The organism is Bacillus sp. EB01 (assembly GCF_000613125.1).
GTDB lineage: Bacteria > Bacillota > Bacilli > Bacillales > Cytobacillaceae > Bacillus_D.
In genome coordinates this window covers 755047-770631 of sequence record NZ_HG964497.1, presented here as the reverse complement: position 1 = coordinate 770631, position 15585 = coordinate 755047, and the positions used below count along the sequence as shown (strand labels likewise).

General features: G+C 38.7%; 18 protein-coding genes. 5 read left to right on the top strand and 13 right to left on the bottom strand.

Annotated elements, in window-relative coordinates; all coding sequences use genetic code 11:
- The first annotated feature begins 157 nt into the window (after nucleotides 1-157).
- From TY16_RS03435 to TY16_RS03415, 5 genes are read left to right on the top strand one after another with little or no spacing between them, the layout of a single operon-like run.
- Complete coding sequence (locus TY16_RS03435) at nucleotides 158-676, top strand: thioredoxin domain-containing protein (protein ID WP_043930352.1); 519 nt, start codon at nucleotides 158-160, stop codon at nucleotides 674-676.
- Nucleotides 677-710: 34 nt separating this feature from the next.
- Complete coding sequence (locus tag TY16_RS03430; RefSeq protein ID WP_043930351.1) at nucleotides 711-1340, top strand: carboxymuconolactone decarboxylase family protein; 630 nt, start codon at nucleotides 711-713, stop codon at nucleotides 1338-1340.
- 6 nt (nucleotides 1341-1346) lie between these two features.
- Nucleotides 1347-2132, top strand: coding sequence for an aliphatic sulfonate ABC transporter permease SsuC (gene ssuC / locus TY16_RS03425; protein WP_043930349.1), 786 nt, complete (start codon nucleotides 1347-1349; stop codon nucleotides 2130-2132).
- Nucleotides 2133-2149: 17 nt separating this feature from the next.
- Nucleotides 2150-2866, top strand: coding sequence for an ABC transporter ATP-binding protein (locus TY16_RS03420; protein ID WP_155922128.1), 717 nt, complete (start codon nucleotides 2150-2152; stop codon nucleotides 2864-2866).
- A gap of 14 nt (nucleotides 2867-2880) precedes the next feature.
- Nucleotides 2881-3885: a sulfonate ABC transporter substrate-binding protein gene (locus TY16_RS03415; RefSeq protein ID WP_043930348.1), complete on the top strand. Its 1005-nt coding sequence runs from the start codon at nucleotides 2881-2883 to the stop codon at nucleotides 3883-3885.
- Between the two features lie 385 nt (nucleotides 3886-4270).
- Here TY16_RS03415 and TY16_RS26790 read toward each other — a convergent pair whose 3' ends face one another.
- The 13 genes from TY16_RS26790 to TY16_RS03360 all read right to left on the bottom strand — a co-directional run bounded on the left by TY16_RS26790 (nucleotide 4271) and on the right by TY16_RS03360 (nucleotide 15531).
- Nucleotides 4271-4414, bottom strand: a complete 144-nt coding sequence (locus TY16_RS26790; RefSeq protein ID WP_155922127.1) for a hypothetical protein — start codon at nucleotides 4412-4414, stop codon at nucleotides 4271-4273.
- A gap of 226 nt (nucleotides 4415-4640) precedes the next feature.
- Nucleotides 4641-5843, bottom strand: a complete 1203-nt coding sequence (locus tag TY16_RS03410; RefSeq protein WP_043934465.1) for an MFS transporter — start codon at nucleotides 5841-5843, stop codon at nucleotides 4641-4643.
- 134 nt (nucleotides 5844-5977) lie between these two features.
- Nucleotides 5978-6610, bottom strand: a complete 633-nt coding sequence (locus TY16_RS03405) for an FMN-dependent NADH-azoreductase (protein WP_043930347.1) — start codon at nucleotides 6608-6610, stop codon at nucleotides 5978-5980.
- A 135-nt stretch (nucleotides 6611-6745) separates the two neighbouring features.
- Complete coding sequence (locus tag TY16_RS03400; protein WP_043930346.1) at nucleotides 6746-8041, bottom strand: diguanylate cyclase domain-containing protein; 1296 nt, start codon at nucleotides 8039-8041, stop codon at nucleotides 6746-6748.
- 214 nt (nucleotides 8042-8255) lie between these two features.
- The gene (gene wrbA, locus TY16_RS03395; protein ID WP_442853203.1) at nucleotides 8256-8867 is read right to left on the bottom strand and encodes an NAD(P)H:quinone oxidoreductase type IV; all 612 of its coding nucleotides are present in this window, start codon (nucleotides 8865-8867) and stop codon (nucleotides 8256-8258) included.
- Nucleotides 8868-8940: 73 nt separating this feature from the next.
- A complete protein-coding gene (locus TY16_RS03390; RefSeq protein ID WP_043930343.1) occupies nucleotides 8941-9552 on the bottom strand; it encodes an alpha/beta hydrolase in 612 nt (203 codons plus the stop codon).
- Nucleotides 9549-10496 (bottom strand): ring-cleaving dioxygenase, encoded by a 948-nt coding sequence (locus tag TY16_RS03385; RefSeq protein WP_043930342.1) that lies wholly within the window; start codon nucleotides 10494-10496, stop codon nucleotides 9549-9551. The genes TY16_RS03390 and TY16_RS03385 overlap by 4 nt, the downstream gene beginning before the upstream one ends.
- Before the next feature lie 59 nt (nucleotides 10497-10555).
- A complete protein-coding gene (locus tag TY16_RS03380) occupies nucleotides 10556-11494 on the bottom strand; it encodes a ring-cleaving dioxygenase (RefSeq protein ID WP_043930340.1) in 939 nt (312 codons plus the stop codon).
- Between the two features lie 64 nt (nucleotides 11495-11558).
- Entirely contained in the window at nucleotides 11559-11984 is a 426-nt protein-coding gene (locus tag TY16_RS03375; RefSeq protein ID WP_081772862.1) for a MarR family winged helix-turn-helix transcriptional regulator, read from the bottom strand.
- A gap of 1 nt (nucleotide 11985) precedes the next feature.
- Nucleotides 11986-12417, bottom strand: a complete 432-nt coding sequence (spxA, locus tag TY16_RS03370; RefSeq protein ID WP_043930339.1) for a transcriptional regulator SpxA — start codon at nucleotides 12415-12417, stop codon at nucleotides 11986-11988.
- 417 nt (nucleotides 12418-12834) lie between these two features.
- Entirely contained in the window at nucleotides 12835-13428 is a 594-nt protein-coding gene (locus tag TY16_RS03365; protein WP_043934463.1) for a hydrolase, read from the bottom strand.
- A 687-nt stretch (nucleotides 13429-14115) separates the two neighbouring features.
- On the bottom strand, nucleotides 14116-14298 hold the full coding sequence (locus tag TY16_RS26035) for a hypothetical protein (RefSeq protein ID WP_155922124.1): 183 nt from the start codon (nucleotides 14296-14298) through the stop codon (nucleotides 14116-14118).
- A 348-nt stretch (nucleotides 14299-14646) separates the two neighbouring features.
- Entirely contained in the window at nucleotides 14647-15531 is an 885-nt protein-coding gene (locus TY16_RS03360) for a fructose bisphosphate aldolase (protein WP_043930337.1), read from the bottom strand.
- Between the last annotated feature and the right edge of the window lie 54 nt (nucleotides 15532-15585).

The window sequence follows — 15585 nt, the reverse complement described above, 5'->3', positions numbered from 1 at the left end:
TCTTATCTGAAGAGGGCCTTTTTGGTTTTACAGAGGCAGTAAGGCATCTAACTGCTGTGAATGGGAATCCTCCACGTTCAATCCCAACTATTTTTATAAGAATAATTGAAATTTACAAGCATGGTAATCCAAATTATTAAAAAGGAGAATGAAGAAAGTGACGAATCAGATTGCAAATTCACAATTGAGCTTTGGAAAGAAGGATGCACCTGTAAAAGTTGAGGTTTTTTTGAATTTAACCTGCCCCTATTGTGCTACTTTTTTTGGTATTGCCGAGGATGTTTTACAGAACTACTTGGAAAATGGCCAGGTTGAATTCATTGTTAAGCATTATGACAAGCCTAGAGAGATGTTATTAAATGGAACCTTAATCAACTTATTCCTTGATTACAGCAACCCACTCCGTGTGAAAAACATCTTAAAGGAATTATTTGCAACACAAGGCGATTGGGATCAACTGAATAATCAAGAAATCAAAAAACTACTAGCGGAAAAATATCAGCTGAAAGAAGAACCAGAAAATACCGAAATCAGCCTGAAAGTGACCGCAGAAGCTATAGCCAGAAATGTAAAAATGGTACCGACTGTTTTCATTAATGAAAAGGAGTATCAGTTCCCAACGGAACTATCTGCCAGTGAATTAAAAGCCTCAATTGAAGAAGAACTGGCTAAGTAAACTATCACAAGTTACGCCGGAAGGGAGAATAAAAGTGAGTACAAATGAAATCGGACCCCAATTAGCAAAGCTTCCAAAAATCCATCCAGCGTTTTTCCGAAAGTATCGGAGTTTTGCGGATGATGTTTGGCAAAAAGGAGTTATACCTGCGAGAGAGAAAGAGATTATTGCTGTTTCGGTAACAACCATAACCAAATGTTCTTATTGCACGCAATTCCATTCAAAAAAAGCGAAAAAATTAGGAGTTACTCAAGAAGAATTAATAGAAGGAGTTACGATAGCCACTTCGCTTGAAACTGGAACCGCACTCCTCCCTTCACTTCCGGCTGGGGTGTTTGAAGAACTGGGAACCGTGAACCAAGAGGAACAATTACTCGGGCTTTTTCCTGATCAATCTAAACATTTGCATGACTTGCTTATCGTACCGTTCACAGAGTCTTCAGGTACGTTATCTACTAAACTTGTTATCTTGATTTCTTATGCATCCGCGCATGCTTTAAGATCAAACGAGTATATACGAAAACTTAAAGTTATCGCAGCTAACCATTCTATTAGTGAAACGGAGTTGGGCGAGGCTAGTTTGATTGCGGGAGCTTTGAGGGCAGGAAGTACAATAAGGCATCTGGCTGACGTTTTGGATGTTTATGATACGGAAAGGAGATAAAACGGTGTGAGTCCAAGAATCAAACATACATTAGATACTGCTATACCTTGGGTGATCCCGACTCTTTTTTTAATACTATGGCAATTATTGGGTTCCTTAGGGATTTTGCCAAAAGAAATTCTGCCTACGCCTTTCGAGGTTATAAAAGGGACCATTCGGCTAGCAGAAGATGGGAGCCTTTATGAATATATATGGATAAGCACAAAAAGAGCATTCATCGGCTTTTTTATTGGAGGATTTATTGGATTTATTTTAGGACTGATAAATGGATTGATTCCACTTGCCTCCAAGTTGCTTGATACATCCATACAAATGATTCGAACCATTCCACATTTAGCTTTAATCCCACTTGTTATTTTGTGGTTTGGCATTGGTGAAGACGCAAAGATTTTCCTAGTCGCTTTAGGGGTAGCTTTTCCTATTTATTTAAATACATATCATGGCATTCGTAATGTTGATAAAGGATTAATTGAAATGGGAAAGGTTTACGGATTAAAAGGGTTCCCTTTATTCTGGAATATCCTGCTGCCAGGGGCACTCCCGTCCATCTTAGTCGGTGTCCGCTATGCTTTAGGGATCATGTGGATGTCATTAATTGTTGCCGAAACTATTGCATCCGATACAGGGATTGGTTATATGGCAACTTCAGCACGCGAATTTATGCAAATGGATATTGTCATCTTAAGCATCATCCTATATGCACTATTAGGGAAATTATCAGATGTGCTGGCGTTGGGTTTAGAAAAAAAGTGGCTTAAGTGGCATCCGAATTTCTACAAGAAGAGAGCATAAAGCATGGAGGGAATCAGGTGTCAGGAATAAATGTTCAAATAAACAATGTTGATAAAAGATTTGGAGATTTAACGGTATTAAAGGGCATTGATCTGAAAATAAACCCAGGGGAGTTTTTGGCCATTGTAGGGAAAAGCGGCTGTGGGAAAAGCACCTTGCTACGTTTAATCGCAGGGTTGGAAACGATATCCAATGGTGAAATTCTATTTGACGGAACCCAGGTGAAGGGGCTGCATCAAGATACAAGAATCATGTTTCAGGATTCCCGTCTGCTTCCCTGGAAAAGTGTTTTAGAGAATGTCCAAATTGGTGTTACGGCGGATAAAAATAACAAAAGCGCGGAAACATCTCTATCCCATGTTGGGCTATTGGAAAAACAAAACGAATGGCCTTCTGTTTTATCAGGAGGACAAAAACAGCGCGTATCGCTAGCAAGAGCATTGGCTGGAAAACCCAAGCTATTGCTTTTAGATGAGCCGCTTGGCGCCTTGGATGCCCTTACTCGGTTAGAAATGCAAAATTTAATAGAGCAATTGTGGTCGGAGGAAAACTTTACAGCTATTCTTGTTACCCACGATGTTAGCGAGGCAGTACGATTAGCGGATCGGGTAATCGTGATTAAAGATGGCGGAATTGAGCTGGATACAGCAATCCCGTTGGCAAGGCCAAGAAATGTAGATCAAGAGTTTATCCATTATCAAAATATCATCCTAAATAAATTAATGCAGGAATAGTAGGAGGAGAGAATATGAGAGCAAAGTCAAAATGGATTTTAAGCTGCCTTCTTATTTTAATCGTGGGGATTTTGGCAGCATGCGGATCAGAGGAAAGCAGTTCTGGGTCAAATGGTGAAAAAGGGTCAACAGTCAAAATTGGCTATCAAAAAGGAAATACGTTAAATATTTTAAAAGCAAGAGGTACATTAGATAAAAGACTTGCCGAAGAGAATATTACAGTTGAATGGTCAGAGTTTCCAATTGGAACTGCATTATTAGAAGGATTAAATACTGGTGCGATTGATTTTGGGCATGCATCCGATGCAAATGGGGTCTTTTCACAAGCAAGCGGTAAAACGAGTGTATATGTAGCGTCTGATACACCTTATCCAAAAGGAGTAGCTTTAGTCGTTAAAGAAGACTCGCCAATTAAGAATGTACAGGATTTCAAAGGAAAGAAAATAGGGGTGACCAAGGGCGGGAATATGCATTACCTGTTGGTCAAAGCCTTAGAAAAAGAAGGGCTTACAGTTGAAGATGTAAACCTTATTTATTATAAGGATTCAGCTGAAGGACGAGTTGCCTTTCAATCCGGTGAAATTGATGTTATTGGAACCTGGGATCCATTCCTGGCTGTACTAGAATCGAGTACACCAACAAGAACAATTGTAAACGGTGAAAATTTAACACAAAATCGGACATTCTATTTTGCCTCGGAAAATTTCGTAAATAACCATACTGACACTATTAAAATCATATTAGACGAATTGCAGAAGTCAGATCAATGGGCAAATGAAAACACCAAAGAAGTAGCGAACATCTTATCCAAAGAGCTAAAGATTGATGCAAAACCACTTGAAGTTGCGAATGGCAGACGAGACTTTGGAGTTCTTCCTATTGATGAGGCAGCTGTTAAGGCACAACAAGATTTAGCAGATACTTTTTATGGTTTGAAACTATTCCCGGAAAAAGTAGATATTAAAAAAGTGACAGAGGAAAATCCCGACTGGTATCCAGAATCCGTAACCTCAAACTAGTTTAATTTTGCTTTTGAACGACCGCTACAACAACTAGTTGGTTGTTTGTAGCGGTTTTTTGTAAAAGCCGTCGCCAATGTTTATCATTTTAATCACCTTTATATCAACGAAAGCAATGCAAATTAATTTTTAAAAAGCGATGGTAGCTCCCTTAAGGTTTAGTCGGCTTCTTTTAAATCATTTTCCCTAATTCTTCTACATGTCTTGATTGAGATCACAGATAGTTTTTACAATCTTTTTCCGTTTGTTGAATAATAGTACTTCTTATATAATAAAAATCTTCGCCCTTCCTATACCTTTCACGAGTGGCATGATACTATGGTTTTTTTACCTCTGGCTGTTCAACCGCCCATCGTTGGGCAGGTTACTAATGGAATTTAGACTATCATCCAGACCTCCCCGGTAAGGACCAGTCTATCCCTTCTCTAATCCCCTCTAATATACAGATGAACCTTGCCTTTTTATTAAAATAATTTTTATTATATTTATTTATCTTGTTTTTAGATTCTTTTATCTTTGCAATTGACATAAATAAATTAATCTCTTAAATGAAATATGAGCGCTTAATATCCTGGTTTAAGGATAGCGCCAAATGCTGAGCGGCACCACTTTTTTCGATACACTTCACTAAAGTACTCTCAAAAGAAAGATAGCAAAGAATTAATGGCCACTCCGGGCCCGTCATATATGAATTCTCCTTTCCTATTAAGGAAGAGGTATGTTTCCGATAAAAAATTTTCTAATTACAATTGAACTTAATAAAGAACGTTAAACACTCTCCTATACCTGAAGGATAAATTAATACCCAGTAATATAGTTAAGACTGCTATACCAAGGTCAATAATAAATACTGATGTTACGCTAAAATACTTTGTGATCATTCCTGTTATAAATGGAATAACAATAAACGCTAAGCTAGAAGCAAGGCTGACATATGCGGTACTCGTGCCTTTTGTATCCGGGAAAAATTCAGCCATAATAGTAACGGCTAATTGAAAAATCCCTGAAGTTGATAATCCTAGAACGAATGCACAAATCATAATGACTTCCGGATATGGAAGAGCTAACAGAACTAGTAACGTAATAAGAGCTATAGACGGATAAATGGTCATTACGGTTATAGGATTAATTCCCTTTTTAAACAGGATTGCGAGCAGAAGGACGGAAATTAATCCTCCAATGCTATAAAAGCTTAATAATCCAATTGCTGCCACCTTACCCAACCCAACTATCTCCTGGCCGTACGTTGGAAGCCAGATTTGGATAATCATAAATAAAGCGACTGAACTAAAGGCAATCAAGACGACTCCTATACCTTCTCTCCTGAACCTAGGTTTCACTGAAAACCTCTTTCGTGTAGAGCTGTAATCCACTAGTAAGTAATCAAACTTTCCCTCTTTATGCTTTGGAAAAGCAGCTAATGTAAGGAAAAACCCGTTGATAAGGTAAGCTGCTGCAGGAACAAAAAAGGCCAATCCGTAAAACAAATGATTTGAAGTAATCAATACTACCAGAATAGGCAATAGGGTTGCCCCAATTGAGATAAAGGCTTTCAGCAGTACCATTGCGGTCCCTGGATTATTAGGGAAAGCTTCGATTAGAGCAGGATAAGCTCCTGAATCCATAATCGAGTTACAGATTCCCGCAATAATTGCAAAAACGAAAGCAAAAAGATAGTTGGGTGCAAGAGGTATACCAACTAGAAATACAACATATAACAATGTTGCAGTTACAACAAGCGGCTTTCTCCCAACCTTATCAGAAAGCCGTCCAGAAAAACTTAATGTAACTAATTTTCCTATCCCGATAGCAGAAATCAAAAAACTAATTTCTGCACTGCCGGTATTTAATTGTTGGGATAAAAAATTCATATTGGATGCAATAATTACATTAATCATTCCTAATAGTAAATAATTCAAATATACACCCGTTGCCATTTTTATATACTGATTATTCATAATGCCTCCCCCAGAAATCATTTCATTTACTATCCTTTCTTTAATCATTGTTCTGCTCGTCCTTAAGATACAAAAGCTAACCGGAAACAAGTTCCGGTTAGCTTTTGTTTGGTTAACTTTAGTTTCCTTTACAATTAAACAGCTACAGCTGAAATTTTCTTTGCAGCTTCTTTCACTTTTTCCAATCCTTCAGCAATGATGTTCTCAGCTTGGTCAGGTGCAGCTGCATGTCCTTCGATGACAACTTCATCAATGATTTTCATTCCGAACACGCCGCCAGCGACATTCTTAATGTAGTTAGCTGCCATTTCCATTGCTGCCGCAGGGCCTTCTGAGTAGATGCCGCCACGTGCGTTAAGAATGATTGCCTTTTTATCAGTCATAAGCTGGACTGCATTACCGTTTTCGTCATATTTGAAGGAATAATCTGCCTCATATACATAATCGATAAATGTTTGTAGCTTGGCTGGAATTGTCATGTTCCATAATGGGAAAGCAAAAACAACAACGTCAGCTGCAGTTAAAGCATCCTTTGCTTTTTGTTTTGCTGCCAAAATACGTTCTTCAAGATCTGTAAGTTGTTCACCAGATTGAAGCTTGCCAAATGCATTGAAAAGATCCTGGCCAAAGTACGGCATATCCTCAGCGAAAACATCAAAAGTTGTTACGTTGTCTCCTTCGAGGTTTTCCATGAAAGTTTCGTACATCTTGCTTGATACAGCTTCGGAAGCTGGTCTGTTGTTTGCTTTTACTACTAGTACGTTCATTTATATTTTATCTCCCATTTTATAATCATTTAAGATATCTCTGTTTTATATATCTCAAATTAAAGATATACTAAAATAAAATGATAGTCAACTTAATAAACTTTCCTCATCATAATACACCCATCAGTGAGATTTTTACTGCTCGTTAATTCGTGATAAACTATGAAAATGGTACCTGTTTCTTGTTTCTTTCGCTAAATATAATGCTTCATCAGCATGTTTAATTAACATTTCACTGTTAGTTCCATCTTTGGGGTACAGGGAAACACCGATACTTGCTGTTGCCTCAATTTTGTTCCCTTTAATGGTATATTCTTGTTGGAGTGCTTTATATAGCCTCTCAACGATTTTATAAACGCTCTTACTATTTTTAACTCCCCTAATTAAAACTACGAATTCATCTCCACCTAACCGGCCAATGATACTGTCTTCCCTTAAATTAGTTACCATCCGCTGTGAAAACTGCTTGAGCAATTCATCCCCTGCATCGTGGCCTAATGAATCGTTAATTTCCTTAAATTTATCAATATCTAAATAAAATAATCCAAGCTGTTCCTTTATTCTGCTTGCAGACTCAATACCATGTTCGAGAATTTCCATGAAACTGCGCCGATTTCTTAGACCAGTCAACGAATCAAAATAAGCCAGATGTTCAAGTTCTTTCTCATATTTTTTTCTGACCGTTACATCCCTCAATAGAATTTGCATTACGGCTTCCCCGTTGTATATAATCGGCAGGGCGGTAACCTCTGCATAAAACTGTTTATAGTCATAACGGATAAACCGTTCAACAAAAGTAACAGGCTTATGAGTGTGAAAATCTTCCATCATATTAAAGAGCTTTTGTTCTATATCTTTTTTGCTTTCCGAATAAATGAACCTCCAAATTGATCTGCCGACCATGTTATTTGGGGTGTCTTGGCCTAATAACCTTGCACCTGCAGGATTAACAAACAAGATATGATGCTTATTTCGGACTACAATTGCATCAGGTGAAAATTCAACCAGTTTTCGGTACCGGTCCTCATTCTCCTCCAATTTCCTTTGGATTTCCATTTGCTCAGTAAAATCCTTATACATCCCCAATGCCAGGATTCCATCCTTGTTAATGGCTCTATAGGTTGATAATATATCTAAAATTTCTCCATCTTTAGTCTTTCTCTTTGTAAAATAATTTTGTATATTTTCTCCCCTTCTTAACCTATCCAAAAATTCCTCATGTTCTTTATTACTCATACCATGCAAGGAAGGAGGAGGAGTTACTCCTCTAATATCTTCAATCGTCCAGCCCAATATTTCTGTAAACATTGGATTTGCTTGAAGGATTGCCCCATCATCCCCAATTAAAAAAATTGCATCATTTGTATTTTTCCATATTAATTCAAACGCTTTACGTCCGATTTTTGATAAATCATCCACATTAATATCCATCCGGCTGCCCCCTTTGCTGTGAATCAGAAGTCTAATTCCCTATCTAATTCCTGTGTTCTGCTTTTCCCTAACCTCAGCATGTGCTGTTTTATAGTTCAAGCCAACAACTAAAAAATGCAAAACCAATCCTTTTTTAACCTATTTGTCCGTCATGGCGATTCTATTAAAAAAGAGCCAATCCCAAATCACGATTAGCCCTTTTAAAGCTTTAATTCTATTTACTTCCTTTCTTTACCCATTCCGCCACAGTAACAGTGCGCTTTGCTTGATATTTTACAGCGGCTTCTACATCTTCAATCATCTTTCCGTCTTGTCCAACAGTAACACTTGTTCCATAAGGGTTGCCTCCAGCAGCAAACAATGATTGATCGGTAAAGCCTGGAGTCGCTACAATGGCTCCCCAATGATACATGGTTGTATAAAGTGATAAAATTGTTGCCTCCTGGCCACCGTGAGGGTTTTGTGCTGAAGTCATTGCACTGACGACTTTGTTTGCAAGTTTCCCATTAAACCAAAGGCCGCCCGTTGTATCAAGGAATTGTTTCATTTGGGATGGCATATTGCCAAAGCGAGTCGGAACACTGAAAATAATGGCATCCGCCCATTCAAGGTCCTCCAGGGTTACCTCGGGAACATGGTTTGTTGCTTCAACATGTGCCTTCCAGCTCGGGCTCCCTTCTATTGCTTCTTCTGGAGCAAGTTCAGGTACCTTTAAGACTCTTACTTCCGCACCAACTTCTTTCGCTCCTTCTTCAGCCCATTTTGAAAGCTGATAGTTTGTTCCGCCCATACTGTAATAAATCACAGCCAATTTAACATTCTCCATATTTTCATTCTCCTCTTTTGATGATTTTCCGAAAATCTTCGATAATATTCCCACGTAAGACACCCCATCTATATTAATTATTAAAATATTTCCGATACCACTGTGCAGCTGCTTTCACTTCCGATGGAGTTAATTGATGGCCTCTATTTTCCCAATGAAGTTCTACTTCCGCTTTGGCTGTTTCCAATAAAGTTTGAAGCTCAGCCGATTCTATTGGGGAGCAGATAGGATCATTTGTCCCTGCTGCAATAAACACCAGCGTCCCTGACAAATCAGGAAGCTCAATTCCTCTTCTTGGCACCATAGGATGGTGTAGAATCGCTCCTTTTAATGCGTTTTGATAATGGAATAAAAGACTCGCTGCGATATTTGCACCATTTGAATAGCCAATTGCCACGATATTTTTCCTGTCAAAACCATACTTTTCTGCTGCTTCATCTAAAAATTGATTTAATTCTTTTGTTCGGAAAATAAGATCTTCTTCATCAAAGACTCCTTCAGCTAATCTTCGGAAAAATCGGGGCATTCCATTTTCCAGTACATTCCCCCGGATACTTAATATAGAAGCTTCGTCATCAATCATTCCCGCAAGTGGCAATAAGTCCAACTCATTCCCACCTGTGCCATGAAGCAATAAAAGCGTTGGTTTAGTTGAGTTTTTACCTTTTTGATAAATGTGCTTCATTTTTTATCTTCCTCCAATACGCGGACCGCCACAGGGGGCAGGGTTTCCTTCAACTCTTCCCGTTTTGATTCAAACCAAGGTGGCAGCATCAATTTTTCTCCAAGTTCTTCAAATGGTTCGTCGACCGTAAAGCCGGGCTGGTCAGTAGCTATTTCAAAAAGGATTCCACCTTCTTCATGGAAATAGATAGCTTTAAAATAATTACGGTCCCTGATTTCTGTTGGATTATATCCTTTTTCCTCAAGAAGTGACCTCCACCGATTATGATCTTCTTCATCACTTGCTCTCCAGGCAATATGGTGAACTGTTCCAGCCCCCATAAGCCCGCGAACGGATGGAGTAAGCTTGATATCAATTGTGTTTCCAAGGCCAGAATCCGCTTTATATCTAAGGAAACTCTCTTCCTGCCCAATCAGTTGGAGCCCAAGGATATTCTCAAGAACACCAGCAGTTTTATTGGGCTGTGCCGAAATCAATGTAGCTCCACCAATTCCTTTAATGGCAACGTCAGAGTGAACTCCGCCAAAGCTCCAATTATTGACTGGTCCTTCAGTTCTTTCTACTAGTTCAATTTCAAGGCCATCAGGATCCTGGAAGCTTAAATATCCTTCACCGAATCGAATAGACGAATATGTTTTTATCCTAAATTTCTTGAGGCGAGCTTCCCAAAAGGATAGTGAATCTTTAGGGATGACATAACTTGTTGAGCCTACCTGGCCAGTGCCAATGCGGCCCTTTAACTGTTTTTCCCACGGAAAGAATGTAATAACAGTTCCGGGTGCACCCGATTCATTTCCAAAGTAGAGATGGTACACTTCCGGACGATCGAAATTGATTGTCTTCTTTATAAGCCTTAGTCCAAGTACGCCAGAGTAGAAATCAATCGTTCTAAGTGCATCATTCACCATCGCGGTAATATGATGAATACCAGCTGTTTTTTGCATAACTGCACCCTCCTACAGGTTGAATTCAGTACTTTGCATTGGTGAGTAAACTAAAAGTTTTAGTCTAAATTCCTGATTTCAAAAGGTAGGACAGATCTTTCTATCCTATCCCGGAATGGTTCATATTGTTCCGGCAGCATCAATTGCTGTCCCATCGTTTCATAGGATTCGTCATGGGCAAATCCCGGAGGATCTGTTGCAATTTCAAATAATATTTCACCATGCTCCCTAAAATAAATAGCATTAAAGTAATTTCGATCCTGGACAGGAGTGACCCCATAACCGAAGCCTTCTACATATTCCTTCCATTCAAGCTGGTCTTGGTCATCTGACGCGCGCCATGCAATATGGTGGACGGTTCCCACACCCATTTGCCCGCGGCCAACAGAGGTTAATTTCAAATCAATAATATTGCCAATATCAGCAGTAGAGCGGTAACGGATCATATCGCCTTCCTCCGCAATTCGTTCCAGTCCCATTACCGATTCCAACAGCTCAGATGTCTTTCTTGGCTGAGCCGAAAGTAAGGTTGCCCCTCCAAAACCTTTAATGGCAACTTCGGGAGTGATATTTCCAATCGACCAGGTGTTAACCTCCCCTTCTTCTCTTTCAACTAGTGCAAGACGTAAGCCATGCGGGTCATCAAATTCCAAATATTGCTCCCCAAAGCGGAACATTTTTATAAATGATATATTGAACCTCTCCAGCCTTTCTTCCCAAAATCGGATAGCCCCTTTAGGAACGGCATAGGAAGTGATTCCTACCTGTCCATCTCCTATTCTTCCTTGATATGCACCGGTCCATGGGAAAAAGGTAATGATTGTTCCCGGTTTTCCGCCCTCATTGCCAAAATAGAGATGATACGTACCTGGATCATCAAAATTCACAGTCTTTTTAACTAACCGCAATCCTAAAACTCCTGCATAAAAATCTGCGTTTTCTTGTGGGTGGCCCACAATCGCTGTTATGTGGTGTATTCCCATTGTTTTCTTGTTCATTTATATCGCTCCCTTTTACTAGTATTAAGAATTTTTAATTCGAGATATTAGGCCAAATGTTGCATTAATCAATTCTATTATTAACTTTCTTTAATAATTTTAAGAATGTCTCTGCCTCTTCATGGTCTAATGCTTCAAACAGTCCATCAACCATGTCCAGATACTTTGGCATAATCGTATCCATTAAGTTAAGGCCATCTTGAGTTAATGATATGTGAATAGCCCTTCGGTCATTAGGGCAAGCATTTCTTTTTAACAGGCCACGCTTTTCTAATTTGTCTATTACGTACGTCATCGAACCGCTTGAAATTAAGACATTCTGGCAAATTTGCTGGATTGTCAATGTCCCTTTTTGGTATAGCACTTCCAGCACTGAAAATTCTGTTACATTCAATTTGTACATCAGCATTTGCTCTCTTACTTTTTCATGAATCCCTTTTGCCGTTTTCATTAAAACAATAAACGGCTGGTTTGGAAATCTTCTTTCCACTTTACTCACCACCTATCCTATTAATAGTTTCATGTCCATACTCTGCCGTTGGTTTAGGGTCATCGTAAATGAAGGTCTTAAGCTTTCGAGGCAGGAATCTGCGTATTTCTTCCTCGTTAAATCCTACATTCAATCTTTTTTCATCCTGAATAATTGGCCGTCTTAACACGGATGGATTATCCTTTATAATTTTATATAACTCATGTAGTTTGAGGGATTCCAAATCTACGTTAAGCATCATAAATGTTTTAGAGTTTACTGAAATAATGTCATCGGTTCCTTGATCAGTTAAGCGAAGGATTTCTTTTATTTCTTCAGTCGTCAGCGGTTCTTTGATAATGTTTCTCTCTACATAATCGACGTGATTCTCCTCCAGCCATGCCTTAGCTTTACGGCAAGAAGTACAGCTTGGGGATGTATATAAATTCACCATCTGTACACACTCCTAATGTATATATCTCAATTTAATTTATCTCTAATTAAAGATAAATTATAAAACGTTTTTGGAATAAAGTCAACCATCCAAGTTAATTTTTAAAATGTTATACTTTGTTATTTTTTCACTCATTCTTTATCAACGAAAAAATAAAAGGGCTGGATAATAACAAAAATTTTTTCTCTATTTACCAACTTTTCTATTACTAAAGCTAGGGTCACTTTTTCAGATCATAAATAAGCCAAATATCTCTTAACTATCAAATTTTCGTCTTATGAGATCGTATTACCTTCCCATCAATTAATCGTATTGAAGTTGAAGCTCCTGCAGAACTACCCGATTTCCCCTTACATAGTTAATGCTAAAAATGCCTCCCTATCATTTATAGGAAGGCATTTTATGCTAATGATTTAATTACTTACCTTCTTTGGCACCGAACATTTCTTCAGCATATTGGGCACCCAGACCGTATGCACCGCCATGTTCTTTAGCAATGGACATTACACCATCATATGTTTCTTGGTTAGCCCAGTCACGTTGCAATTCAAGCATATACTGCATCCAAGTGATTGGAGTTGCTCCGGCTTGAATCATACGTTCTACAGCCATATCATGTGCTTCTGTGGTAACTCCGCCTGAAGCATCGGTTACTACGTAAACTTCATAACCATCTTCAAGTGCATCCAATACTGGCATTACTACACAAACCTCAGTCCAAAGACCAGCTACTACCAATTTTTTGTTGCCAGCCTTTTTAACGGCATCAACAACCTTTTGATCATCCCAGGCATTCATGGATGTACGGTCAATAATTTCCTGGTCAGGGAAAACTGCTTTAATTTCCGGGAAGATCTGGCCGCTAAATGTATCAGCAGCTACTGTTGAAAGTACAGTTGGTACATTGAATAGTTTCGCAGATTTCGCTAACGCTTCAACGTTGTTACGAACCAATGTCACATCATGTGACTTAGTAGCAAATGCCATCTGCGGTTGATGGTCAATCAACATCAATGAATGGTTATCCGGAGTCAAAATGTCCGAAGTTGTTGTTGCTTTTACTGGTGCTTTTTCATTTGCTGATACCTTGGAAGTCCCATCATTTGAAAATGATGCCGCCCCAACAAGTCCTAAAGCCATAGATAGTGCAAGTCCATAAGCAGTGATTTTCTTGAATATTCCTTTTTTCATTTTATTTCACTCTCCATAATTTATAATTTTATATTTTTTGTTGAGTTCTCTGTAATCTATCCCGTTCAATCTATATCTCTCTTAAAACTCCCCCTTGTTATTTTTTGAATCCAAGATTTAAATCTAAAAATCAGCCGGCTTAAATATATCTTGAAAATATATTATTAATTAATTAATTTTTAATTTATGTATCTCGAATTCAAAATAAATATAACCTATTATTTAAATACCGTCAACTATTCTGAACTCAAGTATTTTCAATTAAGAATATATTGCACTTTTTACTTCACTGGCCATAATGACTATCCTTACTTGTTTCAGCAAATAGCTCATACAGCATGTTAACCTTGTATTTACAAAAGAGGGTAATTGGAATAGTAATTTTAGTCTAAAAAAGTAAACTATGGGCGTCCAAATACTTATTCCTAAAAACCACGGGAAATCTAAATAGTGGAATAATCTATTAAATTGTTGGTGCTACAATGTATGGTCTACTAGTCTGCCACATTAGAACAGGGCCGGCTGCGTCAAGGCAGGAAGGACACTGTTATCAGCCCCCAAAAACCTTAGATACGATAAATCTGGCCATAGCGGTTCGTAGCTGACACGGCTGGATCTTCGCCCATCCTGGCAAGTACAGGGCTCATGGATATCAGTCACCTGGCGGTCGAAGTGCCAGCGTTTCCTCATAAAGAGTGCCCACACCGCAGCCGCTTAGTGCCTAATTCCCTGCTCCATCAGATTCCAAGTTTAGCTGTCTCTGTCGCTTAAAGAATATTGAACTTGCTGTAATGCCAAACACATCTTTTAAAGCTAGATTAATGTACACCCAATACCCCGTTCAATTTTTTAGAACGGGGTAAAAATCGGATGCAATAGTAACAAAATCTAAAACTTCTTATGACTATCCTTATAAGCTAGTACTTCATAAAAATAGAAACCTAATTGAGTTGGTATATATAAATCCCTTAAAATAAAATTTGGATATATTATATTTTTACCTTTAACTCTGTAAGTTCTGTAGGTCAAAACAACGTATCAATTTGAGGCTTTATAAATGTTCTGAATAGACTCAGACAGCATCGCGTTGAATTCACCTTCTGATTGTTGAGAAGTTAGTCCTTCTGTCAGGGCCCGTGAGAAACTGGCGATTATTCCGTGATTACGTTCAAGCTTTTCATTTGCTTCGGCTTGTGTGTAGCCGCCTGAGAGCGCCACCACCCGTACAACATGCGGATCCTTCGTTAAATCGTTATAGAAATTATCTTCTGTAGGTAAGGAGAGTTTGAACATAACTTTTACGTCTTTGCCAAGGGTAGATAATTGCTCGATTAGCGCCTCTTTTAATAGTCTTTCAGACTCTTTTTTATCCGCACTGTGGATATCCACTTCCGGTTCGATAATTGGTACGAGCCCGGCCTCTGCAATTTGGTTCGCTATATCAAACTGTTGTTTGACAACCTTCTTGATGCCAGTAGGATTGGCTTCCTTAATAACTGAACGCATTTTTGTCCCGAAGATGTTCCGTTCATTTGCCCTTTTTAGAAGATCATCCAAACCCGCAATTGGCTTCATGAGCTGTACTCCGTCCTCAAGTTGGGCAAGCCCCTTATCAACTTTCAGAAAAGGCACAATGCCTTTCTTCTCCCATAGAAAATCAGCTGTGTATTGCCCGTCAATCAAACGGTCCATCGTGTTTTCAAACAAGATCGCTCCCAAAATATACTGGGAATCAAACGCGGGACTCTTGATAATACGCGTCCTCATCTCGTGAACCACTTTATACATTTCTTCTTCATTGGAATAGCTGTTTTCGTTAATACCATACGTCAACAGTGCCTTGGGAGTACTACCGCCGCTTTGGTCCAAGGCCGCTATAAAACCTTTTCCAGTTTGAATTCGTTCCAAATGTTTGTTATTCATGAATGTTTCTCCTTTCTAAATTATTACTTCTCATTCTGGATTTACCTTTTTTAA

Excerpts from the sequence above, each read along its gene's own strand:
- TY16_RS03360 (WP_043930337.1), bottom strand. The coding sequence starts at position 15,531 with ATGAATAACAAACATTTGGAACGAATTCAAACTGGAAAAGGTTTTATA.
- spxA (WP_043930339.1), bottom strand. The coding sequence starts at position 12,417 with ATGGTGAATTTATATACATCCCCAAGCTGTACTTCTTGCCGTAAAGCT.
- TY16_RS03390 (WP_043930343.1), bottom strand. The coding sequence starts at position 9,552 with ATGAAGCACATTTATCAAAAAGGTAAAAACTCAACTAAACCAACGCTT.
- TY16_RS03365 (WP_043934463.1), bottom strand. The coding sequence starts at position 13,428 with ATGTTGATTGACCATCAACCGCAGATGGCATTTGCTACTAAGTCACAT.
- TY16_RS03405 (WP_043930347.1), bottom strand. The coding sequence starts at position 6,610 with ATGAACGTACTAGTAGTAAAAGCAAACAACAGACCAGCTTCCGAAGCT.
- TY16_RS03385 (WP_043930342.1), bottom strand. The coding sequence starts at position 10,496 with ATGCAAAAAACAGCTGGTATTCATCATATTACCGCGATGGTGAATGAT.
- TY16_RS03415 (WP_043930348.1), top strand. The coding sequence starts at position 2,881 with ATGAGAGCAAAGTCAAAATGGATTTTAAGCTGCCTTCTTATTTTAATC.
- TY16_RS26790 (WP_155922127.1), bottom strand. The coding sequence starts at position 4,414 with ATGTCAATTGCAAAGATAAAAGAATCTAAAAACAAGATAAATAAATAT.
- wrbA (WP_442853203.1), bottom strand. The coding sequence starts at position 8,867 with ATGGAGAATGTTAAATTGGCTGTGATTTATTACAGTATGGGCGGAACA.
- TY16_RS03400 (WP_043930346.1), bottom strand. The coding sequence starts at position 8,041 with ATGGATATTAATGTGGATGATTTATCAAAAATCGGACGTAAAGCGTTT.
- TY16_RS03380 (WP_043930340.1), bottom strand. The coding sequence starts at position 11,494 with ATGAACAAGAAAACAATGGGAATACACCACATAACAGCGATTGTGGGC.
- TY16_RS03410 (WP_043934465.1), bottom strand. The coding sequence starts at position 5,843 with ATGAATAATCAGTATATAAAAATGGCAACGGGTGTATATTTGAATTAT.
- TY16_RS26035 (WP_155922124.1), bottom strand. The coding sequence starts at position 14,298 with ATGAGGAAACGCTGGCACTTCGACCGCCAGGTGACTGATATCCATGAG.